The sequence below is a fragment of the Amaricoccus macauensis genome (assembly GCF_049800915.1).
Lineage (GTDB): Bacteria > Pseudomonadota > Alphaproteobacteria > Rhodobacterales > Rhodobacteraceae > Amaricoccus > Amaricoccus macauensis_A.
Map to the genome: position 1 here is coordinate 53,277 of NZ_JBNAFY010000005.1, position 23,084 is coordinate 76,360.

General features: G+C 61.7%; 17 protein-coding genes. 7 read left to right on the top strand and 10 right to left on the bottom strand.

The genetic code is table 11. The annotated features are described in order from the left end of the window. Window positions 1-4: 4 nt before the first annotated feature. From ACP15W_RS13635 to ACP15W_RS13650, 4 genes are all read left to right on the top strand, one after another. The gene (locus tag ACP15W_RS13635) at window positions 5-1,552 is read left to right on the top strand and encodes a tripartite tricarboxylate transporter permease (RefSeq protein ID WP_424933466.1); all 1,548 of its coding nucleotides are present in this window, start codon (window positions 5-7) and stop codon (window positions 1,550-1,552) included. Between the two features lie 120 nt (window positions 1,553-1,672). Continuing rightward, entirely contained in the window at window positions 1,673-2,932 is a 1,260-nt protein-coding gene (locus ACP15W_RS13640; protein WP_424933467.1) for an Hsp70 family protein, read from the top strand. Between the two features lie 80 nt (window positions 2,933-3,012). Continuing rightward, a complete protein-coding gene (locus ACP15W_RS13645; RefSeq protein WP_424933468.1) occupies window positions 3,013-5,352 on the top strand; it encodes a Tex family protein in 2,340 nt (779 codons plus the stop codon). A gap of 653 nt (window positions 5,353-6,005) precedes the next feature. Beyond that, window positions 6,006-7,508, top strand: coding sequence for a di-heme oxidoredictase family protein (locus tag ACP15W_RS13650; RefSeq protein WP_424933469.1), 1,503 nt, complete (start codon window positions 6,006-6,008; stop codon window positions 7,506-7,508). Window positions 7,509-7,564: 56 nt separating this feature from the next. Here the strand turns inward: ACP15W_RS13650 and ACP15W_RS13655 are convergent, their stop codons facing one another. The 9 genes from ACP15W_RS13655 to ACP15W_RS13695 all read right to left on the bottom strand — a co-directional run bounded on the left by ACP15W_RS13655 (window position 7,565) and on the right by ACP15W_RS13695 (window position 17,776). Then, window positions 7,565-8,488: a sugar kinase gene (locus ACP15W_RS13655; protein WP_424933745.1), complete on the bottom strand. Its 924-nt coding sequence runs from the start codon at window positions 8,486-8,488 to the stop codon at window positions 7,565-7,567. A gap of 79 nt (window positions 8,489-8,567) precedes the next feature. Further along, window positions 8,568-9,311: an SDR family NAD(P)-dependent oxidoreductase gene (locus ACP15W_RS13660; protein ID WP_424933470.1), complete on the bottom strand. Its 744-nt coding sequence runs from the start codon at window positions 9,309-9,311 to the stop codon at window positions 8,568-8,570. A gap of 129 nt (window positions 9,312-9,440) precedes the next feature. Continuing rightward, a complete protein-coding gene (locus tag ACP15W_RS13665; RefSeq protein ID WP_424933746.1) occupies window positions 9,441-10,337 on the bottom strand; it encodes an NAD(P)-dependent oxidoreductase in 897 nt (298 codons plus the stop codon). Window positions 10,338-10,361: 24 nt separating this feature from the next. Next, window positions 10,362-10,694 (bottom strand): cupin domain-containing protein, encoded by a 333-nt coding sequence (locus tag ACP15W_RS13670; RefSeq protein ID WP_424933471.1) that lies wholly within the window; start codon window positions 10,692-10,694, stop codon window positions 10,362-10,364. Window positions 10,695-10,782: 88 nt separating this feature from the next. Continuing rightward, entirely contained in the window at window positions 10,783-13,104 is a 2,322-nt protein-coding gene (locus ACP15W_RS13675; RefSeq protein ID WP_424933472.1) for a DUF4962 domain-containing protein, read from the bottom strand. A gap of 84 nt (window positions 13,105-13,188) precedes the next feature. After that, window positions 13,189-14,757: an extracellular solute-binding protein gene (locus tag ACP15W_RS13680; RefSeq protein WP_424933473.1), complete on the bottom strand. Its 1,569-nt coding sequence runs from the start codon at window positions 14,755-14,757 to the stop codon at window positions 13,189-13,191. A gap of 29 nt (window positions 14,758-14,786) precedes the next feature. Next, entirely contained in the window at window positions 14,787-15,668 is an 882-nt protein-coding gene (locus tag ACP15W_RS13685) for a carbohydrate ABC transporter permease (RefSeq protein ID WP_424933474.1), read from the bottom strand. Window positions 15,669-15,680: 12 nt separating this feature from the next. Further along, window positions 15,681-16,676 (bottom strand): ABC transporter permease, encoded by a 996-nt coding sequence (locus ACP15W_RS13690; protein ID WP_424933475.1) that lies wholly within the window; start codon window positions 16,674-16,676, stop codon window positions 15,681-15,683. Then, entirely contained in the window at window positions 16,673-17,776 is a 1,104-nt protein-coding gene (locus ACP15W_RS13695) for an ABC transporter ATP-binding protein (protein WP_424933476.1), read from the bottom strand. The genes ACP15W_RS13690 and ACP15W_RS13695 overlap by 4 nt, the downstream gene beginning before the upstream one ends. Window positions 17,777-18,371: 595 nt before the next feature. Here ACP15W_RS13695 and ACP15W_RS13700 point away from each other — a divergent pair. Both ACP15W_RS13700 and ACP15W_RS13705 read left to right on the top strand, forming a co-directional pair. Then, window positions 18,372-19,091 (top strand): GntR family transcriptional regulator, encoded by a 720-nt coding sequence (locus ACP15W_RS13700; protein WP_424933477.1) that lies wholly within the window; start codon window positions 18,372-18,374, stop codon window positions 19,089-19,091. Window positions 19,092-19,226: 135 nt separating this feature from the next. Continuing rightward, entirely contained in the window at window positions 19,227-20,585 is a 1,359-nt protein-coding gene (locus tag ACP15W_RS13705) for an MATE family efflux transporter (protein WP_424933478.1), read from the top strand. A gap of 9 nt (window positions 20,586-20,594) precedes the next feature. On the opposite strand, the gene ACP15W_RS13710 is transcribed toward ACP15W_RS13705, so the two are convergent. Then, entirely contained in the window at window positions 20,595-21,353 is a 759-nt protein-coding gene (locus tag ACP15W_RS13710; RefSeq protein ID WP_424933479.1) for a sulfite exporter TauE/SafE family protein, read from the bottom strand. 197 nt (window positions 21,354-21,550) lie between these two features. On the opposite strand from ACP15W_RS13710, the gene ACP15W_RS13715 reads away from it, so the two are divergent. Further along, window positions 21,551-23,071 (top strand): malonate--CoA ligase, encoded by a 1,521-nt coding sequence (locus ACP15W_RS13715; RefSeq protein WP_424933480.1) that lies wholly within the window; start codon window positions 21,551-21,553, stop codon window positions 23,069-23,071. Window positions 23,072-23,084: the final 13 nt, after the last annotated feature.

Genomic DNA, 23,084 nt, shown 5'->3' on the forward strand with positions numbered 1-23,084 from the left:
ATCCATGGACGTACTCTCATCACTGGGTGACGGGTTCTTGGTCGCGCTGACCTTTCAGAACCTCGCCCTCGCTCTCCTGGGCTGCCTTCTGGGGACCATCATGGGCGCCTTGCCCGGCCTTGGCCCCTCGAACGGCGTTGCCATCCTCATTCCCCTCGCATTCACGCTGGGGCTCGGCCCGACACCGGCGCTGATCCTGCTCACATCGGTCTACTACGGCGCGATGTATGGCGGCCGGATCTCCTCGATCCTGCTCAACATCCCCGGCGACGAGCCGGCAATGATGACCTGCCTCGACGGCTATCCGATGGCCAGGAAGGGACAGGCTGGGCAGGCCTTGGCACTTTCCGGCCTCGCCTCATTCGTCGGTGCCTTCTTTGCCACCTGGGGTCTCGTCTTTCTTGCACCGCAGCTCGTGAAGGTCGCACTACTCTTCGGACCTGCGGAGTATTTCGCCCTCTTCGTCCTGGCATTTGCCACGCTGGGCGGCATCAGCTCGACCAATCAGGCGAAATCGGCCTTTGCCGCCGCCCTCGGCCTCGGCCTCGCCATGATCGGCGTCGATACCCAGACCGGCGTGCCCCGCTTCACCTTCGGCGAGGTGCATCTCTATGACGGGATCGACTTCCTCGTGGCGATCGTCGGGCTCTTTGCGCTGTCCGAGGTCTTCATCTTCCTCGAGCACCGCGGCACCGACAAGGATGCCTCCACAGGCCCGAAGATGGAGATCGGCCGGATCGTTCCGCCCTGGTCGATGATCCGCTCCTGCATCCCCACCATGGGACGGACCTCAATCCTTGGCTTCATCGCGGGCGTGCTGCCCGGCGCAGGCGCCTCGCTCGGCTCCTTCATCTCCTACTCGATGGAAAAACGTCTGGTAGACCGGAAGAATACCTTCGGCACCGGCGATCCCCGCGGCGTCGCGGCCCCCGAGACCGGCAACAATGCCGCGGCCGGCGGAGCCCTCGTGCCGATGCTGGCGCTCGGCGTGCCGGGGTCGGGCACCACCGCCGTTCTGCTTGCGGTCTTGCTCGCGCTCAACATCACGCCGGGGCCGCTGCTCTTCACCCAGAACCCCGACGTGGTCTGGGGCCTGATTGCGGCGCTCTTCATCGGCAACTTCATGCTGCTCCTGCTCAACATCCCGATGGTGGGCCTCTTCACCCGCGTCCTGATGGTCCCACCGCGGATCCTGATGCCGATCGTGGCGATGATCTCCTTCGTCGGCATCTACGGCATCTCCGGCTCGACCTTCGATCTCGTCGTGATGATCCTCTTCGGGATCGGCGGCTGGGTGCTGCGAAAGCTTGACGTGCCGCTCGTGCCCATCATCCTCGGAACCCTCCTCGGCAACGAGATGGAGGTGAACATGCGCCGCGCGGTCAACATTTCGGACGGGGATTACACGGTCCTGTTCGGCTCGCCGCTGACCATCCTGCTCTGGACGATCGCAATCGTCGGTTTCGTCGTCCCGATGGTCTCGGGCAAGCTGCTGAAGCGCCGGATGCAACTCGCAAGGACCTCCGGTGACGAGGCCGACCTGGTCGACTGATATTCGGTCCACCCCGGCAGCGCGCCCATACAGGTGTGCTGCCGGACTATTCTCCGCATTGCGGCCTCCTCGGGATTGGGTTAGACACCGCGCCCATTCCAGAAACAGAGGACTGCCGCCATGGCCGCCCGCATTCTTGCGGTAGACTTCGGAACGTCGAATTCTGCCGCCGCCATCCTCGACGGATCGACCCCCCGCCGCCTGACGATCGAACCGGGTGCGGAAACCCTGCCCACCGCCGTGTTCTTCCCGACGGAGAGCCGCGAGATGCTCATCGGGACGGCCGCGATGGAGGCGCTGATCGGCGGCGAGGAAGGCCGCTACATGCGCGCGCTCAAGAGCGTTCTGGGCACATCGCTCTTCCATGAGGAACGGCGCATCGGCGGCAAGCGCCGCACACTCGCAGGGATCGTGACAGCCTTCATCGAGGCAATCAAACGCCGCGCGGAGGCACAGACGGGGGAAGTGTTCACCAGCGTGCTCTCCGGTCGCCCGGTGCACTTCCATACCGCCGATCCCGAGCGCGATGCCCGGGCGGAGGCGGATCTGCGCGCCTGCTACGAGGCGGCGGGCTTCGAGGACATCCGGTTCCGCTTCGAACCCGAAGCCGCGGCCCTCTCCTCCCACGGCCTCGGAAAAACGGGCGAAACCGGCCTGATCGTCGATATCGGCGGCGGCACCTCGGACTTCAGCGTGTTCCGCTCCGGAACCGACGGCATCGAGATCCGCGCAAGCCACGGCATCCGGCTCGGCGGCACGGATTTCGACCAGGCGATTTCCATGTCGCACGCAATGCCGCTCCTGGGCCGGGGCGGCGAACTGCGCCGTTCGCTCGGCGAAGGTCTCCTGCCGGTGCCGAACGCGATCTATGCCGATCTCTCGTCCTGGGCGAAGATCCCCTTCGTCTACACTCCCGAGACCCGGCGCGCAGTGAAGGACATGCAGCGCCACGCGGTGAAGCCCGAGAAAATCGCGCGCCTCGCAACGGTGATCGACGAGCAACTTGGGCATGAACTGGCCTTCGCGGTGGAAGCGGGCAAGATCAAGGCAAACTCCGGCGACGCTCCGGCGCGGATCTCTCTGGGATGTGTCGAACCGCAGCTCACCGCCCCGATAGATCGCCAGTCCCTGGACACCGCCCTCGAGGAGTTTCGCCGCCGCCTGCGCGAGGCCATGGAAGAAACCCTGCGCCTCGCAGGTGCCGCGCCACGCGACATCGGGTCGATCATCCTCGTCGGCGGGTCCAGCCTGATGCACATGGTCGCAACGGAGGCGAGCGGCATCTGCCCCGATGCCGAATTGCGACGGTCCGAGGCCTTCACGGCGGTGGTCGACGGTCTCGCCCTCTCGACAGGGGCGCGCGAACTGCAAACGTCCTGATCTTCGGGCCTTCCGCCATCTCCCTCTTGGCGGAACGGAACACGCCGGGTAAGACGTCCCTCCGACACGGAGAGACAACCTTGACGACAACCGCAGATCCGCAGACCGGGGCCCGCATCAACCGCGCGATTGCCCAGGAAATTTCCGCCACGCCCCAGCAGGTCGCCGCGGCCGTGGAGCTTCTCGACGGGGGCGCGACTGTGCCCTTCGTCGCGCGCTACCGCAAGGAAGTCACCGGCGGGCTCGACGACACCCAACTGCGCAACCTCGCAGACCGGCTGGCCTACCTGCGCGAGCTGGAAACCCGGCGGGGGGCGATCCTCAAGTCGATCGACGAACAGGGCAAGCTGACCGACGACCTCAGGAAAGCCATCGCGGGCGCGGACACCAAGGCAACGCTCGAGGACATCTATCTCCCCTACAAGCCCAAACGCCGCACCAAGGCGATGATCGCGCGGGAAAACGGGCTCGAGCCGCTCGCGCGTGCCATCCAGGCCGACCGCACCATCGCACCGGAAAAACTGGCGGAAGCCTATCTCACCGAAGCCGTGCCCACGGTGAAGGACGCGCTCGGAGGCGCACGCGACATCCTCACCGAAGAGCTCTCGGAGAACGCCGATCTTATCGGCCGGCTGCGCGAGTTCATGCACCGCGAGGCCTTCGTTTCCACCCGCGTCATCGAGGGCAAGGAACAGGCGGGCGAGAAATTTCAGGACTATTTCGACTTCCGCGAGAAATGGTCCGACATCCCCTCCCACCGCGTGCTCGCCATCCTGCGCGCCGCGAAGGAGGAGGTCGTGACCATGGAGATCGCGCCCGACGCGGACGAAGGCACCGAGCGGGCCATCTCCATGATCGCCGCCACGCTTCAGACCCGTAGCGATGCGCCGGGGGATGTCTGGCTGCGCACCGTGGCGAAATGGGCCTGGCGGGTGAAATTCTCCACCTCGCTCTTCGTCGACCTGCACGGCGACCTGCGCGCGCGCGCCCATGAGGACGCGATCACCGTCTTCTCCCGCAACCTGAAGGATCTGCTGCTCGCGGCTCCCGCCGGCGCGAAAGCCACACTCGGCCTCGACCCCGGCATCCGAACGGGTGTGAAGGCGGCGGTCGTGGACCGGACCGGCAAGCTTCTGGAGACCGCGACGCTCTATCCCTTCCAGCCGAAGATGGACGTGCGCGGCGCACAGGCCAAGATCGCCGAGATGGTGGCCCGGCACGGGATCGAGCTCATCGCCATCGGCAATGGCACCGCCAGCCGCGAGACCGAACGCCTCGTGGCCGACACGATCAAGCTGCTGCCCAAGGGCAAGCCCGTCCCCACCAAGATCGTCGTCTCGGAGGCGGGCGCCTCGGTCTACTCGGCCTCCGAACTAGCAGCACAGGAATTTCCCGATCTCGACGTGTCCCTGCGCGGCGCGGTCTCCATCGCGCGCCGGTTGCAGGACCCTCTGGCCGAACTGGTAAAGATCACGCCCCAATCCATCGGCGTCGGTCAGTATCAGCACGACGTCGACCAGCGCCGACTGGCCCAGGCCCTCGATGCGGTGGTCGAGGATGCGGTGAACGCGGTCGGCGTCGATCTCAACATGGCCTCCGCCCCGCTTCTCGCACAGGTCGCGGGCCTCGGGCCGTCGCTTGCGCAGTCGATCGTGGCACACCGCGACCAGAACGGCGCCTTCCCGTCGCGCAAGGCACTGCTCAAGGTCTCCGGCCTCGGCCCGAAGGCTTTCGAGCAATGCGCGGGCTTCCTGCGCATCCGCGATGGCAAGGAACCGCTCGACGCCTCGTCTGTCCACCCGGAAGCCTATGACGTGGCGCGCAGGATCGTCGCTGCCTGCGGGCGCGACATCCGCGAGATCATGGGCGCATCCGGCGCGCTCAAGGGTCTGCGCGCACAGGAGTTCGTCACCGACACGTTCGGCCTGCCCACCGTCACCGACATCTTCGCGGAGCTCGAGAAACCCGGCCGCGATCCGCGCCCCGAGTTCAAGACCGCGACCTTCACCGACGGCATCGAGGAGATCAAGGATCTCAAGCCCGGCATGAGCCTCGAAGGCACCGTCACCAATGTCGCGGCCTTCGGCGCCTTCGTCGATATCGGTGTGCACCAGGACGGGCTCGTGCATGTGAGCCAGCTGGCCGATCGTTTCGTGAAGGACCCCCACGAGGTGGTGAAGGCCGGCGACGTGGTCCGCGTCCGGGTCGTGGAGGTCGATGTGGCGCGCAAGCGCATCGGGCTGTCCATGCGCAAGGATGCGGGCGCGGCCCAGAGCGGGCGGCCGCAACGATCCGACAAGCAGCCGCCGCGCGGGCCGAAGCCGGGCCGTGCGCCCCAAGGTGGCGGCAAGAGCGGGCCGAAACCCTCGCAGACCGGCGGCCTCGGCGAAGCGCTCCTCGCTGCGATGAAGAAGAAATAAGGCAAGGGGTGCTTCCGACCCGTCACGACATCGGTGCTGGGAAACAATAGCACGGAACAAGCCGAAGGCGCCGTGCCTGCGACGGCCCGTCCGGGCGGGCTGGCGCATTGTCGATGCCGGGGCACACCGCGGGTTTGGGCAATGTCGTCACCGTCAATTGCGTCGAAAAGACAGCTCTGCGCCACCCCCCGGTCCGCCGCCGGCCCGGCTTTGCAAACGGCGGCTCCCCGCCCTTCTTGATGGGGCCGTTACAGGCACCCGCGCGATCGAGCACCTGCCGCGAGCGGCGGGAAGGTCCGCATTCCGGGCCAATACGCTTTGCGCATACCGCAAAATCGTATGCATGGAATATGCATTGTTTATGCATCGCCCTGAAGCGGTACCGGGAGGGGTCTGGCTCTGCCTTTAAAGGGGCTCCGTGTCCTGTCACGCGGGGTTGACCCTACCCCATGCCAGACCGGCATCTCCGATCAAAAGGAAACCGTATTCACCCGGTCTGGCTTGCGACACATTCGGCACGCCACCGCCGAAATTCGGCACATATTTGCCTGAAAGGCATTGTGGTTTTTCCCGCATCATTCTGAAACTGTTCGGAAACTTCGGGATACCCTATCGATGTCACTCCCCAGACATCGTGAGCAAAGGGTTCCCGAATGCGATCAGCCTGTCTTCTCCCACTCCTCGGATTGCTGCCAGTTGCAGCCCTCGCCGGCGATGTGCCGGCACCCGTCGATCAACATGACCTGAACCGCCTCCTGCGCGAGGGTGAGCCGGGAGAAGCCTTCCTCTACGCGTTCGAAGCCGGCGACGAATTGACCGAAACCAGTTTCGACGCCACCCGCGGCGTCGGCGCGCATATCGGCGAAGGTCGCAGATTCACACGCTTTCCACGCGCCGATCTGGATGGGCCGAAGGAATGGGCAAACCACTTTCCGCCGCGCGAGGGCGGCGCAAATGCAACCTCCTGCATTGCCTGTCACAACGCGCCCTTTGCAAACGGAGCCGGCGATGTTGCGCTGAATGTCGTGGTCGACCCGAACCATACCGGCGATCCGAGCATGTTTCTCGAGCGCAATACGCTTCCGCTCTTCGCTCTCGGCATCCCTCAGCGGTTGGCGGAGGAGATCAGCTCTGACCTTTACGAACAACGGGACGCAGCGCGGGAACGGGCCTGTGCAACTGGCAGCGCCACGGCCCAGCTTGCCTCGAAAGGTGTCGATTATGGCATCCTTGAAATCACTCGCGTGAACATGGCGCCCTGCAAGGTTGAGATGGACACGTCGAAACTCGATGGCATCGACGGAGATCTCGTGATCAAGCCATTCGGCTGGAAAGGGAACCATGCAACCATCCGCGGCTTTACACGGGATGCCGCTCACAACGAACTTGGCCTGCAGGCGGTGGAACTCGTAGGGGATGAGGACGGCGATTTCGATGGTGTCCTCCACGAACTGAGCGTGGGCGACATGACTGCGCTTACGATCTACATGGCCGCGCTTGAACGCCCGGTCAGCACGCTCGAACTGGCCGAACTCGAAATTATGAACCTCACATCGCAGGTCCGCGCCGACATTCACGCCGGCGAAGAACTCTTCGAACAGGTACGATGCGCGACGTGCCACGTGCCCGAAATGACATTGCTCGAGCCGGTCTTCAGAGAGCCCAGCAATGTGGTGGGGTTCCACGACACGAGCTTCCCGGACGGATCCCCGCCGCTCTCACATGGCCTCTCCCCAGAGGCGGCCATAGCCATTGACCTGACCACCGATCAGCCCAACAACCAGATCGTTACTGATGACGGGAAGTTGCATCTGCTCGGTGGGGTTCCACGCAATGCGGACGGCACTGCCGTGGTGCGCTGGTTCACCGATTTCAAGCGCCACGACATGGGCGAGGCGCTCGCCGATCCCGACGACGCTCTTGGCCTCGGCGCGGAGATGTTCCTTACTCGCTCGCTCGCCGGTGTCGCCTCCACCGGCCCGTGGCTTCATGACGGCCGCGCGACTTCACTGGAGGAAGCCATCCTGGCCCATGGTGGCGAGGCAGAGGCAAGCGCTTCGCTCTATTCGGACCTTGAAGCCGCCGACCGTGAGAAGATTATCGGGTTTCTCGAAAGTCTTGTAATGTTCGAGGCGGCAACCGAAGAGGCGGAATAAGGGCTTGTTAAGCGGCAGCACGGGCAAGGCTGGGGCCTGGGGCCCCGGAAGACTGGTCAGGCGTTGACTATAGCGACATCCAGGCGAGATTCCGACGTGTCGATATCGACCAGCGCACCTTTGCCCATGATCACCTTGCCGGCCACGCGGGAGGCCATGACGATCCGCTCGCGGACAGAAAGTCCTGTATCCGCTCCGGCAAGGAAACCCGCATTGAAGCTGTCGCCTGCTGCTGTCGTGTCCACGACCCCTTCAACTGGTGCGCAAGCGACGTGCCCCGCATCGCCGTAGTCCGTGAAATAGACGTCGCCGGGGCCGTTCTTGACGATCACTGTTGTCGCGCCGGCCTCTGCATAGCGCGTGGCGGTCGCCTCCGGATCCGCGTCCCCGAAATGGTCCGCTTCATCCTCGAAGGACGGCAGCACGATGTCGCTGACTGCTGCCCCACGCATGATGGTCGAAGTCATTTCCCCGGCGTCAGACCAGAGCCGTGGCCGCAGATTGGGATCGAAGGCGATGGTCTTTCCCTCCAACCGTGCAGCCAACAGCGCATCAAGCAGCGTGGTGCGGCCCGCCTCGTCGAGAATGGCAAGCGAGATCCCGGAGAAATAGATCATGTCGCCGCCGGTGAGCGCACCGGATAGGGCCGCCCTTTCGTCCGCAAGATGGCGTGCAGCGGAGCTTTCCCGCCAATAGGAGAAACTGCGCTCTCCGTTCAGAAGCGAGATGATGTAGAGCCCAACCGTATACTGGGACAAGCGACTGATCTGTTCGGTCCCGATTCCAGCGGTATTCATCGCCCCAATCATCTGATCGGAAAGCGCGTCGGTTCCAGCCGCGGTGTAATAGGAAACCGGGAAATCCGGACGCAATTTCCGCAGATACCAAGCCGTGTTATAGGTATCGCCCGCAAACCCGAGACGATACTCTCCGTCCGTCTCTGCTGGCGCGAACTCCGCCATGCATTCGCCAATTGCCATGAAGTGCACTTGGAAGTTCCTCCTTGTCTGAGGGACGCGCAAGGCGGACCCTCGAAGGCTCCGCCCGGCGACGCGGCGATCAGCTGAAGAGCATGCCGCCGTTGATGTCCACGTTTGCGCCGGTGATGAACGCCGAGTCCTCGCAAGCAAGGAAAAGAACCAGGTTGGCAATGTCCTCGGGCAGGCCCTGCCGCCTGACGGGTGCCGAAGCCTCGAGTGCCCGACGTGCCTCATCCTTGGTATGGATGTTGTGGAAATCTGTATCGATCATGCCCGGGCATAGTGCGTTGACGCGAATGTCGGGTCCGAGTTCCTTGGCCAGTCCGCGTGTCATCGTCATCACGGCGCCTTTCGACGTGGCGTAGGCAACCGCACCGGGACCACCACCATCGCGGCCCGCCTGACTGGCAAGATTGACGATCGCACCGGTGGACATATGCGGCAGGCAGGCGGAAATCATCAGGAAAGTGCTGGTGAGATTGAGTTCCATCACCGCATTCCAGTGCTCGAGCGACATCTCCTTGATCGGAACACGGGATATCAATCCGCCCGAGTTGTTCACCAGGATATCGACCCCACCGAACGCCTCGACCGTTTTCGCGACCAGCGCCTCGACATCGCCCTGCTTCGAAAGATCGCCCTGCAATGCGATGGCTTTGCCGCCCCCGGCTTCGATCTGCGCTACGGTTTCGTTCGCGCCCTTGCTGCTTGAGAAATAGTTGATGACGACATTGGCCCCCTCGCTTGCCAGTTTCACGGCACAGGCACGCCCGATATCGCGTCCACCGCCGGTGACAATCGCGGTCTTTCCCTGAAGTTTCATCGACTTTCCCTCTCGCAATGCGCGGCCGCCTCGGAGCGGTCACGCGAATTGTCCTTGATTGAACGTGTTTCCGGACCCGCCCAGACGTCGCCAGATGACGAGCGGAGAGCGGATCCGGTTATTTCGAAGTTACTTCTCGAGCTTCAGGAAGTAGTCGAAGATCTCCGGGACATTGCCATTGCCCATACCCGCATCGACGGCGGCCTGAAGGTTGTGCGAGGTCCCTTCCGCGATCTCGGCCCGCGTGCCCAGATCCTCAGCCATCTTGAGGAAATAGCCGAGATCCTTGTTGGCGTTGGCGATCGAGAAGCCCAGATCGCTCACCCCGTCCACGGCGTAGTTCTTGCAGAAGCCCATGAAGGGCGAGTTCGACGGACCGGTCGACATGATGTCGTAGAGTTGCTGACGGTCCACACCGGCGCGATCTGCCACGGCAAAGGCCTGGCTCATGGTGCAGACGGTGGTCATGCCCATGAAGTTGTTGATCAGCTTGGTGGTATGACCGGCTCCAAGCGCACCAAGATAGAAGACATTCTCGCCCTGTTCGTCGAGAACCGGCCTGACCTTGTCGAAGGTCTCCTTGTCGCCGGCGGCCATAATGTTGAGCAAACCGTCCTTGGCGTGGGCGGGTGTGCGACCGAGCGGCGCATCAACCATGCCCGCACCCTTGGCGGCGAGGTCTGCCCCGATCTTGCGGGTCGAGGCCGGGATGGAGGTTCCGAAGTCGATCAGAACGGCACCTTCCTTGATCCCGGCGAGGATGCCCTCGTCGCCGTACACGACCTTCTCAACCACTTCGGACGTAGTGAGGCAGAGCATCACGATGTCGCTGGCCGCTGCGAGTTCCTTGGGTGTCGAGGCTTCCTTGGCATTGCCGCGCTCCAGGACCGCCGCGACGGCATCCTTGTTGAGGTCCATAACAACCAGCTCGAAACCCTTCTTCTGAAGGTTTTCAACCATGTTGCCGCCCATAAGGCCGAGGCCGATGAAGCCGATGACTGGTTTGGTCATGCTCGGTGCTCCGATATTCTGTCTATTGAATTGAGTGGTTCAGATGAAATCTTCACGGTGTGGGGTGAAGATATCGAGGAGTGTGCCCGCCTCGAGGCATGTCGCCCCGTGGACAATGTTGGGCTGCTTGTAGAGCGAGTCCCCCGCGGAAACGACATAGGTGTCGTCCCCGACCTTGAACTCGAACTTGCCGGAGATGACGTAGGTGATTTGTTCGTGGGGGTGGCTGTGAAGCGCTGCCACGGTTCCGGTCTCGAAATGAACTTCGACGCACATCACATTGTCGTTGTAGGCAGCAACCTTGCGCGTCAGCCCGCCCCCGGCATCGAAAAGCTTGTTCTCACCTGCGGGAAAGAAGTTCTTTACGGTCATCAAACATCTCCATGACGTGTCTTGAATTCAGGGGAGTGCCGACCGGACCTGCAAGGCCCGCTCGGCAATCGCCCGTGTCTGTTGCGGGTCAGGTGTTCGCCAGTTTCTTCATGACGACCCTGAACGAGTTCTCGTCCGAGTCCGTGAAATAGAGATCCGCGTCGTAACCCTGGTCGTCGAGGAAATGGAAGATGCGCTTCGGCTCGGTGAGCTTGTAGGGAACCAGCAGCGTTGCGATCCGGTGGCGCGTCGCGGCCGGATATTGCGCGGTCAGGCAGGTGCTGACCGGGAGACCCTCGTATTCCTTCGGATCGACATCGGGGAACCCCGTGTCCTGCGTGATCTTCGGCTTTCCGGCCTCGGACCAGACGACCTGACCATAGAAGCCCGCGCGCTCGCCGGTATTGCGGAAGGAGGTCTTGCCGAGTTCGAACGGGTTGTTCGCATGCAGCAGCCATTCGACAGTAACCGGCTTCTCCGCGTCGACCTTGTCCACGATCACGAAGTAGCTGTTGCGCACGAAATAGATCTCGCGCTCGGCCAACGTGACCTCTGGAGAAAGGCTTTGATAGGCAGGCGTCGCGTCACCGCAGATGTAGATATGATCCTCTCGCTCTTCGGCGGCGACGATCCTGCCGGTCGCGGCCATGGCCTTGGCCTTGTCCTTCTCGGCATACTGACCCTTGCCATTGATCAGGATCGCGTTCTTCGACCGGGTCTGACGCCGCCACAGGCGGTGCATCGTAGAATTGAACGCAACGTAGTGCCCGGACTGGATCGCCAGATCCTCTCCATAGCCCGCAATGCAGAACGCGTTCTGATCGCCGTGACTGTGACTGATGGAGCCAAAGGGCGAGGACTTGAACACGAGCTGGATATGGTTGTTAGGATCGTCCATGGCATGCTGCACGCCGACCCAGCCGATGCCGCGGAAATGGCGCAAGCCCCCTTCGGGCGACGTGGCCTCGACCTCCGGATAGTCGGTCCGGAAGACCATGTCGTCGAAGTTGGTGTCCCACCAGCCCCAGTTGTAGAACGCCCCTTCGGTGCCCGGATTCAGGCGCAGGTTCTCTTCGCAATACCACTGGTAGGCGCCATTTCCGGTCACGCCGGCATACTGCCGGAGGTTGAGCCCGGTCTTGATGCAGGGAAGGTCGCCCATGGTGCTGTCGTCCCCAAAGGTTGCGCGGCGCGTGTTGGGCGCCTTGCAGAACAGCGGGAAGTCACCGGTGTTGCGGAAGAACGGCCGCTTGTAGAGATCAAGCCCGGTGTAGGACTTCAGCCGGTTCGCCGCATCGATCAGATAGGCCATGCCCATCATCCAGTAGTTGGTGCCTTCGGCCCAGCCACCGTCACTGTCGCCCCAGGGGGAGTAGACCGTGTAGAGAAACTCGATGCAGTAATTCAGCCAGTCGCGAACCTCGTCGTCCTCGTCCTCGCCAAGAAGTGCAATGCAGGCAGGCACGATTGTCAGAGAGACCGAACGCACTGCGTGACTGTCATAGGGGAAAAGGTGGATCTTGGCGTTGATGATCGCGTGTTCGGCGATGTCACGGGTCCGCTCCAGCAGGGACGCCCGCACCGCTGTCCGCTCTTCATCGCTCAGGTCGTCGTGCAGCCAGTCATAGCCCCATGCGAGCGCGTTGTTCACCCGGTAGGCCCACTCGTCTGTATAGGCCCTTGAGGTCACGCCCATCGGGTCCCAGGATGCGACTTCGAGCAGCCACTCCTTCGCACGGGCGGTCATCTCGTCGTTGCCGGTAACCTTGCCACCTATGGCAAGATGACGGATCGCGTACCAGGCTTCCTGGAGATCGATATAGGTCTGGCGCCAGATCGGGGCGACACGCTTGTTGTTCGGGTAGCCCGCCGGCTCCTTCATGACCTCTCGATTCATCCAGGGCAGGACCGATTTCTCGTAGAAGTTCGACCAGCCACAATGGTCCGGATCGGCCTTCACGGCCTTCTTGAAGTCCTTGAGCCTATTCGGCGTCAGCCAGAGCCGCGGGTGGGCAGTCGTCGCGCCCTCGAAGCGTTTCTCGCGGCTCGGTAGCGGCGTCTCCGGCAGGTCCTCGGTGATCGTGAAGCTACGGGTCGTGCTCCAGTCGCTCAGTCTCTGGCCGGTTTCAGCATCGGCAACGGCATAGCCCCAGTGCCAGCGGCCCGGTGCCAGGGCAATATCGGGCGTAAAGAAATTGAGCGGGATCGGCCCGAAAACCTGCGTGCTGTCCTCGTCGAACCCCGCATCGGTGGAGAGGCGAACGAGATAGCAAGCCTCTTCCTCGATGACGGGAAGCCAGGTAAAACGCGGCGGATTCTCGGCGAGTTCCGTCTGTTCATCGGGAGAATATTGAATTGTGAGCCGGCCAGGCTTGGGCTGGTCGAGCGGCGGAAGAGGCTTGTCGAGCATCGGGTCGGTTCCGTTCTGCGCGAGTGAATTTTGGTGGGCGGCCGGATCGACCACCCACCCTGTTCAATGGATCGAAAGCTTCGCTCAATCGTACTGGCGTTGATAGGCCGAGTTCATCACTTCGATGACTTCTTCATACCCCATCTTGTCCAGCGTGTTGATGTAGCTGTCCCAATCTGCAACCACGTCACCCGATCCGAGGATCCATGCCTGCTGGCGCTCCAACATGTAGGTCTCGATCGACGGCCAGTAGCGGTCATAGATTTCCTGTTCGTCCTTGTCGAATGCCACGCCCAGGAACTGATCGACCAGCAGATCCTCCGAGTCGTAGAGCTCGATCCCTTCACGTGCGGCCTGCGACGTCCACTGCCATTCGTAGCGGTAGTCCATCCAGTAGCCCCGATAGATCTGCGCGCCTTCGAGGTACATCTGGCTGTTGACCGGCGTGCTGGAGTTCAGAACCTCCGGCTTGTAGACCGGCTCGCCATCGACCATGTCCCAGGTCTTGCCCTCGACGCCAAAGTTCGACAGGTTCCGGCCTTTTTCCGTGAACCAGAAGTCGAAATACTTGATGGTCTCGACGGGATGCTCGTTGGCATAGCTGATCGCCCAACCATCCGGCTTGATCGGAATCCGGCGGTGCTCTTCCATGCGCACACCGCTCACCGAAGCAGGCGGCAGGAACGGGACGAAGTTGAAGCCTTCGATCTTGTCCTGAAGCGCGTCGTTGTAGCCGGAGGTCGACGCGAACCAGTCATGGGTCATGCCGCCGAGGTCTTCCGAAAGGAGATAGTCGCGCGAGGACGAACCGCGGGTAAAGATTTCAGGGTCGATGAGGCCCTCTTCATACCATTTCGCGATATTGGCGATGCCGTCGCGGTATGCTTCCTGAGCGTATGGATGGACGATCTGACCTTCGTCATTCACGTAAAAGTCGTGATAGGTGTCGGATCCAGAGGACCGCGCATCCCAGAAGGTAAGAAGCCGGTTCACTTCCTCCCAGTCGCGGGCGAAATACGGCACTTCATCCTTGCGACCGTTGCCGTTCGGATCTTCGTTCCGGAAAGCGGTCAGCACTTCGTAGAGTTCGTCTACGTTTTCGGGTTGCTCGAGACCCAGCTTGTCGAGCCAGTCCTGACGGATATACCACGCCCGGCCATACTTCCCGTCCGGAAGATACGGGATGTAATAGATGTTGCCGTCATAGGCCGCGATGGCCTGCTTCAGCTCGGGGCGCTCGTCGAAGAAGGCCTTGATGTTCGGCGCATGCTCGTCGATCAGCTCATTAAGCGGAAGGAAAGCGCCTTCGGGGCCATACTGGTTGACCGGCTGCTTGATCCGGTTTCCACCGACGATATCGGGCAGATCGCCCTTGGCCAGAAGCAGGTTCATGGCCTCGTTGTTGTCGGTGGTATTACGGCCGGACGTGTCATCCACAAGGTGGATGCCGGTCAATTCGCGCGCGACCTCTTCGACCGGGTAGATCTTGCTGGTGTCGCCACCGGGCCCATAGCCCTGGGCGCGCGGCCAGTGCATGTGAATGCTGAGTTCCAGCGGGTCCTCGACGATACGGTAATCTTCGTCCTGGGCCAATGCCGGAACCGCGGTTGCGAGAACGCCGGCCAGGGCGATGATGGATGTCGTGTTTTTCATTCTGTTATCCTCCCAAATAGAATTCGTGGTCATTCCTTCACCCCGCCGAGCAGGATGCCCTTGGTGAAATACTTCTGCAGGAACGGGTAGATGAGCAGCACCGGAATGATCGAGCAGACGATGATCGCGGCACTGACGGTCTCGAACGAATACGCTGCGGTCAGAAGCGAGCTTGCGAACTCCTCGTCATCCGATAGCTCGACGATGACGTGGCGCAAGTAGACCTGCAGCGGAATTTTGTTCTCGTCCTGCAAGAGAACCATGGCCCAGAAGAAGCCGTTCCAGCGCGACACCACACAGAAGAGGGCAACCGTGGCGATGGCGGGCTTGCTGAGCGGCATGTAGACCTTCCAGAGCACCTGGAACTCATTGGCGCCATCCATCCTTGCCGCCTCCTCGAAGGACTGTGGAATGCCCTCGAAGAAGTTGCGCAGAAGGATGATATTAAAGCCGTTCACCGCAAAGCCGATGATGATGCCGAAGTAGCTGTCCAGCAGCCCCAGGTCCCGCATGTTCAGGAAAAACGGGATGAGCCCAGCGTTGAACCACATCGTAAAGGCAACCATCAGGTTCCAGAACCGGCGCCCGTAGAGCTGCGGCCGCGAGAGTGCGTAAGCACCCGGAATGATGAACAAGAGGCTCATCAGCGTGCCGAAGATCGTGTAGATGAACGTGTTCCGGTAAGAGATCCAGAACATCGGCTCGGACAGCACCTGCTTGTAGGCCTCAATGGTGAAGCCCACAGGCGTCAGGAGGACGTTGCCCGCGCGGGCTTCGAACCCGGTGCTGAGCGAAAGCGACGCGATGTAGATGAACGGGTAGAGAGTCGAGATCGTGAAGATGCCGATCAGCACCATGTTCATGATCACGAAAGCCTTGTCCCCGCGGGAGTAGAGGTTGGTATTAAGCATGGTTCCTTCCCCCTACCAGAGCGAGGTGCGCGAGTAGCGCTTGGAGATCGAGTTCGCACTCATCACGAGAACGAAGGCGACAACGGCGTTGAAGAGGCCTGCGGCAGCAGCGAGGTCATACTGTCCGCCCTGGAGACCCTGTCGGTAGATGAAGGTGTTCACCACGTCCGCAGTCTCGTAGGTCGCTGGCTGATAGAGCAGGATGATCATCTCGAAGCTCACCTCGAGCATGTTCCCGATCCGTATGATCAGCATGATGATGATCGTCGGCAGGATCGAGGGCAGCGTGATCTTCCACATCATCTGCCAGCGCGAAGCGCCATCGACGACCGCACTCTCGTAGAGCGTGGGTGATACACCGGCAATCGCGGCAAGATAGACGATCGACTGGAACCCGGACTCCTGCCAGATGGTGGTTCCGACGAAGATCGGCCTGAACCACTCCGGTTTTGTCAGGAAGTAGATCGAGTCGAGCCCGAACCAGCCCATGATCGTGTTCACGATACCCGCCGAGGGCGAGAAGGCCGTGATGACGATACCTGCAATAATCACGGAAGAGATGAAGTGCGGCAGGTAGACGATGGTCTGTGCCGTCTTCTTGAAGGTCTGGTGCAGGATCTCGTTGAACATCAGCGCCAGAAGGATCGGCATCGGGAAGCCGAACAGAAGGCTCATGAAGCTGATGTAGATCGTGTTGCGCAGCGCGCGCAGGAACTGGTCATTGTTAAACAGGGTCTCGAAATGCTCGAAACCGATCCAGGGGCTGCCCGCGACACCGCGGAAAACACTGTAGTCCTTGAAGGCGATCTGAAGCCCATACATCGGCTTGTAGAGGAAAACGAGCAGCCAGATGATGGTGGGCAGCAGCAGGACATACAACTGCCATTCCCGGCGCAGATGGTCGCCGATGATTTCGATCCGCTTGCGCCTGCGGGACCGCTGCGCCTCGCGTGCCTCGATGACCAGCTCTTCGGTGGTCGTACCTTCGATATCGGTGGTATCGGTCATGCCGCACGCACCTGCCCGGGCAAGGCATTGCCTGTCTCGGCATCGAAGACATGGATCAGATCGGGCGAAACGCTGAAGCCGGAGATGTCATCAAGGCGGTTCATCTTGCCGACGGTCTCGGTCCGGATCACGAAGGGCGAACCGGCCAGTGTCGTATGGATGAGCGCCTCGGACCCTAGGGTTTCGATCAGGTCGACTTCCACATCGACGCGGTTCGGTGAGCTGTCGTCCTCGACGGACACGAATTCGGGACGGATGCCGATGACTACCTCACGGCCGGCACTGTTCTGCAGGGCAGATAGTGCTGGTAGACGCACCTTCTGTCCGGCGAATTCCGCGACAGGGGCATCCGTGCCGGAAGCCACGGTCGCACGCACCATGTTCATCGGCGGGGCACCGAGGAAGGCCGCGACGAATGTGTTGGCCGGGTTGAGGAAAAGCTCCATCGGCGAACCGATCTGCTCGATCCGGCCATCCCGCATGACGACGATGCGGTCGGCAAGCGTCATCGCCTCGACCTGGTCATGGGTCACATAGATGCTGGTGGCACCAAGACGGCGGTGAAGCCGCTTGATCTCGGCGCGCATCTGCGTCCGCAGCTTGGCATCGAGGTTCGAGAGCGGTTCATCGAAGAGAAAGACCTTGGGGCGGCGCACGATGGCACGGCCCATGGCAACACGCTGACGCTGACCGCCCGATAGATCCGCCGGACGGCGCTCGAGGTAGTCCCGCAGCCCGAGAATGCCGCTCACTTCCTGAACCGACGCCTCGATCTGCTGCTTGCTTTCGCGACGGATACGAAGACCGAAGGCAATGTTGTCCGCGACGTTGAGATGGGGGTAGAGTGCGTAGTTCTGGAACACCATCGCGACATCGCGATCCTTCGGCGCGACGCGGTTCATCACCCGCCCGTCGATGGTAAGCTCGCCACCGGAGATTTCCTCCAGCCCGGCGATCATGCGCAATGTCGTGGATTTGCCGCATCCGGAAGGTCCGACGAGAACGACGAATTCCTTCTCCTGCACGTCCAGGTCGACACCATGCACGACCTGCGCAGCACCGTAAGCCTTTACGATGCCTCTTAAACTGACTCCGGCCATTACTCCTCCCAAGCCTTGCTTGTTCGTGCGGCGCGTTTGTCGGCCGCTTCGTTTGCTTGCCCCTCACGAAGCCTTGCGATTCGTGCTGGACTTTAATGTGGTATACTAGTAATCATACTGGAATACTAGTATGAAAATAACGAACCATAAGATGCCCGAATACGGGGAGGGTAAGACACGATGAAAGATTTGGATACCGCCGTCAGACGATGGCGCGGACAGGATTTTTTGCACTCGAGCGCACGGATCCGGTCGCCAGGAAACCGGGCTGGAAAGGCTGTACACAGGTCAAAATTGACCTATGCTAACAATCTGCATTATTCTCGCATGAGCCGTGGGTTCGCTCACGGCACCCGCCAGGCCCTGAAGAAGGTGCATGTCCATGTGCCCGATGGTTCGGATCGTGAATTCGAACCGGTTCATTCGGTGCCCGCACGGGCACATTGTCCGAAGGGTCAGGTGGTTTGTGAGGATAGTGACGGTACGGTGGATATGCTGAAGCACAGCCCGAAAGGCTGTTACGAGGCAACCGCGGCATTCGGTGAAACCCGAGGGAGGCGACGCTCGCACTGGGCGGACGTGGCATAACGAAAACATGAAGAATGAAACAGGGGTTTCAGCAATGGTGCAGATCAACCAGATCCGGGACCGGCGGACGAGTGTCGAACGCATATTCGACTACCTGAACGACGAGATCAATTCGATGCGCCTCAAGCCGGGAGACAGGATCTCGGAGGCGGAAATCGCGGCCAAGTTCGGCGTTTCGCGGCAACCCGTTCGAGACGCCTTCACGCGCCTCGCCAACCATGATCTGCTCCTAATCCGCCCCCAACGTGCGACAGAGGTCAAGAAGTTCTCCCCGCGCGACGTGGAAAAATCGCGCTTTGTCCGCGCGGCTGTCGAGGCAGAGATCCTGCGTCGTGCGGCGCGGCGCTGCAGTGTGGCGGGAGCCGCGCTGCTCGACGATTGTATCGCGGAGCAGCATGAGGTGCTCAAACAGAAGGATTACAAGGCCTTCGGCGCACTCGATTACGCGTTCCACGAAGCACTGTGTCACGTGGCCGAGGCGGATTACGCCTTCGAGGTGATCTCGATGGAGAAGGCAAAGGTCGATCGCCTCTGCACGCTGAGCCTCTCACAGGAAGACCGCATGCCGCTGCTCGTGGAGGATCACGAGGCAATTGTTCGCGCCATCAAGAACGGCGATCCCGAAGCGGCGGTCGATGCGGGCATGTTGCATCTTTCCCGCCTTGATGCGACGATCGCGCAAGTCTCGAAAACCAACGCAAACTATTTCGAGAACGACCTCGACTGATCAGGGTTCTGGGGCGCCCCCCTCTCCCTGCCCCACCTGCGCGCTCTTAATCTCTCGGTGCGTGCCGGTACACCAACAGGAAGCGTTCGTAGTATTGGATACGGACGGCTTCTCTACTCATTTGATGGAAGACCCATGTCTGGTTTCCGCTGCGAAGCGCCCTCGGCCGGCGCCGTGTTTCGTATTGCCTGGCCCCTGACCCTCAAAGCAATCATGCTGCACGGCGTCGTCGTCATCGACGCCTACCTCGTGTCCCCGCTCGGAGAAACCGCGCTCGCAGCGTTGGGGCTCGCCTCAGCAGTCGCCGGGCTGGTGCTCGGCGCACTTCTGGCCTTCGCCAATGCAATGCAGATCCGCACCGCCCAGGCGGTCGGCACCGGCGAGATGACCTTTATCCGTTCGGCGTTCGTGTCCGGTCTCGTCACCAGCGGCATCGCGGTCAGCATCGGACTTGTTCTGGTCTGGAGTTTCGGGCGCGATCTGCTTGCCGCCGTTGCGCATGATCCGTCCATCGCCGGCGAGGCTTGGCGCTACCTGTCGGTCTTTTCCATCGTCCTGGTCATCGAAGCCTTGGGCCAGCCCCTTTCGAGCTACTTCAATGGTAGCGGCGAAACCCGGACGCCATTCCACAGCTACCTCCTTGCAGTGCCGGTAAATGTCGCGGCTAGCGTAGTGCTGATCCACGGCCATTTGGGCCTGCCCGCGTTCGGCGTCGCCGGGGCCGCCATGGGGTCGGCCGTCGCCGCGCTCGTGCAGGTAGGATATTTGGGCTTCTGCATTTCCCGCCGTATGGCTGATTTCCGCCGCGCAAGAGGCTGGCAGGGCGGCACATTCTCCCGCGCGCTATGGCGTCACCTGGCCTTTGCATTGCCGATCGCTGCGACATTCGTCAGCGCGACCGCGGCTACCCATGTCTGCTCGATGATCTATGCCCGTCTCAGCGTGAACGAATTCGCCGCGCTTACTCTGATCACGCCCTGGGTCATGGTCGTCGGCACGGTCGGCATGTGCTGGGCGCAGGCCACCGGCATCATCGTGGCCCAACTCCTCGGTCAGAAAGCCTCGAGTGACATTCTCGATCGCTTTCTCGGTACCGCGTGGAAAGCGGCATTCGTAGCGGCAACGCTCGTTTCCGCCATCTATGCCGGGGTCTGCCTTGCCTCACCATGGATCTATCCGACCCTGCATCCGGAAACCCGCGCCACGCTGCTGCAATTCCTCCCGATACTCGTCTTCCTGCCCTTCCCGAAGCAGTCGAATGCGATCTGCGGCAACACGCTGCGCGCGGGCGGGGAAACCATCTATGTCATGAACATATTCGTCTGGGCGCAGTGGCTCTTCCGCGTGCCGGCGACCGCCCTGCTCGTGCTCTATTTCCATCTGCCCGCGGCCTGGGTGTTCTCTCTCATCCTCATCGAGGAGGTCATCAAGTTTCCGGCCTTTCACCTGCGGCTCTTCAAGGGGCGCTGGAAAAAGGGCATCGACCCACAATAACTCCGCGCTTCAGATGAATTCGAGCCAGACGAGGCGAATGGAGAGGATCACGAGAAAGACCATGATCACGCGATCAAAGGTGCGCGCGCTGAACCGCCGCCCGATCCACTCGCCCACAGGCAGCGCCAGGAACATTGGAACAAGCGCCGACAGCCCCAGAATGGCAATCTCCGGCGTGAGCAGGCCGTAGTAGGATTGCACCGCCGCCTGCCCCACGCACATCACGGCGAAGAAGCTGGAAATCGTGTGTATGAACGCCATTCGGGGCATCCGCATCGCATTGAGAAACGTGACCGAGGCCGGCGCCGAGATGCCGGTCGCGCCTTGAAGCACGCCTCCCGTGAACCCGGCGGGCATGACCAGGGCATGCGCACGTGAGGCTCCGATCTGCACATCCGGACGGGCAAGCCGCAGCACGATGTAGCAGATGATGATCCCCACCATTGCAAGCTGCATGACGGTGATCGGCAGCCATACAAGCAGGCTCGTCCCGACGATGGCCCCTGCAACACCCGACGCTGCAAACTTCAGGCCGAAACCGCCCTCGATACGGTCGGCGCGGTATTTCCAAACCTGCCAGAAATTGGTCACGGCATTCGGCATCACCATCAGCGCAACGGCGATCCGGACGTCATAGACCGCGCTGATGACCGGAATGGCAATGACAGGAAGCCCGGCACCCGTTGCCCCCTTGAGAATGCCGCCGAGAAAGAGCGCAACGAAAACGGCCGCCAATCCCGCGGGATCGGCAATGGAAAGCTGTTGCATGGGACCTCAAGGCAATGACCTGCACAATGCGCGCAAGCTGTAGCAAACGTCCGCTCACGGCAATGTACCCGAATGTATGACTGTGAGGCAGGGAATGCCCCCTGAAATATTGGCTTGGATGTTGGCCCTTGCGCAACGCGTATCACCACGGCTTTCTTGCATTCCGCGCCCGAGACCTTTCCACAGGAGGCAGCCGAATGACCAATCACCTCTATGACGCCCTGTTCGCGCCGCACCGCGAGACCGACAGCGTTTTTCTGCGCACGGATGACGGGAAGGAGATCTCCTATCGCGCTTTCGTAGCGCGCGCAGCACAGATTGCGAACGTGCTGACAGGCAGCGGCGTAGAACCGGGGGACAGGATCGTGGTCCAGGCACCCAAACATGCCGACATGCTCGCCCTGTACGCTGCGACGGTGCAATGCGGCGCGGTTTTCCTGCCGCTGAACACGGCCTATACCGATGCGGAATTGAACTATTTCGTCACCGACGCCGAACCGCGCCTAGTCGTCTGCGACAGCAGGGCAGAAAACCGCCTAAAGACCATCGCGAACGCCGCTGGCGCCGCATTGCTCACACTCGACCTCAAGGGAACCGGCAGTCTCCAGACCGCTGCCGACAGCGCCCCGAGCCAATTCGAGACCATCCCACGGAAGTCGGGAGACCTCGCTGCCCTCCTATATACCTCCGGCACCACGGGCCGCTCCAAGGGCGCGATGCTGACCCACGAAAACCTTCTGAGCAACGCACGCACCCTTGTTTCGCACTGGCGGATCGAACGGGACGATCGGCTGATCCACGCCCTGCCCATCTTTCATACCCATGGCCTCTTCGTTGCGATGAACACGGTGCTTCTCGCGGGCTCGGAAGTGCTATTCATGGAGAAGTTCGACCTGGAGCGGATCATCACGGCTCTGCCCTCGCACACGCTGATGATGGGCGTCCCGACTTTTTACACCAGACTGCTCTCCGACCCGCGCCTCGACACGCAGAGATGCGCCAACATGCGGCTCTTCATCTCGGGAAGCGCGCCGCTGCTCGCCGAAACCCACGATGCTTTCGCTGAGCGCACGGGCCACCGCATCCTCGAGCGATATGGCATGACCGAGACCAACATGATTACCTCGAACCCCTATGACGGCGAGCGTCGCGCCGGCACCGTCGGCAAGCCGCTCCAAGGCGTGGAGGTGCGGATCTGCGACGACGAGGGCAACCCGGTGCCGCAAGGCGAGGTCGGCATGATCGAGGTGCGTGGTCCCAATGTCTTCAAGGGCTACTGGAACATGCCGGAGAAGACCGCCGAAGAGCTTCGCAAATCAGGCTTCTTCATCACCGGAGATCTCGGCCAGTGCAGTGCGGACGGGTATCTCTCCATCATCGGCCGGGCAAAGGATCTCATAATTACCGGCGGCTACAATGTCTATCCCAAGGAGATCGAGGACGTTCTGAACGCCCTCCCCGGTGTCGAGGAATCCGCTGTCTTCGGCGTGCCCGATGCGGATTTCGGCGAGGCCATCGTTGCCGCGATCGTGCCCTCGCCCGGAGGCGCCCCCGAGGAGGAAACACTACGCGCCGCCATGAGCGACACGCTTGCCCGATTCAAACACCCCCGCCACTTCGTGACCCTCGATGCCCTCCCGCGCAACACCATGGGCAAGGTCCAGAAGGCCCAGATGCGTGCCGAGTGGAAGGAGCCAGCCTGCGAAGGGACCGATTGACGCCTGCGATAGC

Excerpts from the sequence above, each read along its gene's own strand:
- ACP15W_RS13670 (WP_424933471.1), bottom strand. The coding sequence starts at position 10,694 with ATGACCGTAAAGAACTTCTTTCCCGCAGGTGAGAACAAGCTTTTCGAT.
- ACP15W_RS13660 (WP_424933470.1), bottom strand. The coding sequence starts at position 9,311 with ATGAAACTTCAGGGAAAGACCGCGATTGTCACCGGCGGTGGACGCGAT.
- ACP15W_RS13700 (WP_424933477.1), top strand. The coding sequence starts at position 18,372 with ATGAAGAATGAAACAGGGGTTTCAGCAATGGTGCAGATCAACCAGATC.
- ACP15W_RS13650 (WP_424933469.1), top strand. The coding sequence starts at position 6,006 with ATGCGATCAGCCTGTCTTCTCCCACTCCTCGGATTGCTGCCAGTTGCA.
- ACP15W_RS13685 (WP_424933474.1), bottom strand. The coding sequence starts at position 15,668 with ATGCTTAATACCAACCTCTACTCCCGCGGGGACAAGGCTTTCGTGATC.
- ACP15W_RS13695 (WP_424933476.1), bottom strand. The coding sequence starts at position 17,776 with ATGGCCGGAGTCAGTTTAAGAGGCATCGTAAAGGCTTACGGTGCTGCG.
- ACP15W_RS13715 (WP_424933480.1), top strand. The coding sequence starts at position 21,551 with ATGACCAATCACCTCTATGACGCCCTGTTCGCGCCGCACCGCGAGACC.
- ACP15W_RS13705 (WP_424933478.1), top strand. The coding sequence starts at position 19,227 with ATGTCTGGTTTCCGCTGCGAAGCGCCCTCGGCCGGCGCCGTGTTTCGT.
- ACP15W_RS13635 (WP_424933466.1), top strand. The coding sequence starts at position 5 with ATGGACGTACTCTCATCACTGGGTGACGGGTTCTTGGTCGCGCTGACC.
- ACP15W_RS13680 (WP_424933473.1), bottom strand. The coding sequence starts at position 14,757 with ATGAAAAACACGACATCCATCATCGCCCTGGCCGGCGTTCTCGCAACC.
- ACP15W_RS13690 (WP_424933475.1), bottom strand. The coding sequence starts at position 16,676 with ATGACCGATACCACCGATATCGAAGGTACGACCACCGAAGAGCTGGTC.
- ACP15W_RS13640 (WP_424933467.1), top strand. The coding sequence starts at position 1,673 with ATGGCCGCCCGCATTCTTGCGGTAGACTTCGGAACGTCGAATTCTGCC.
- ACP15W_RS13675 (WP_424933472.1), bottom strand. The coding sequence starts at position 13,104 with ATGCTCGACAAGCCTCTTCCGCCGCTCGACCAGCCCAAGCCTGGCCGG.
- ACP15W_RS13710 (WP_424933479.1), bottom strand. The coding sequence starts at position 21,353 with ATGCAACAGCTTTCCATTGCCGATCCCGCGGGATTGGCGGCCGTTTTC.
- ACP15W_RS13655 (WP_424933745.1), bottom strand. The coding sequence starts at position 8,488 with ATGGCAATTGGCGAATGCATGGCGGAGTTCGCGCCAGCAGAGACGGAC.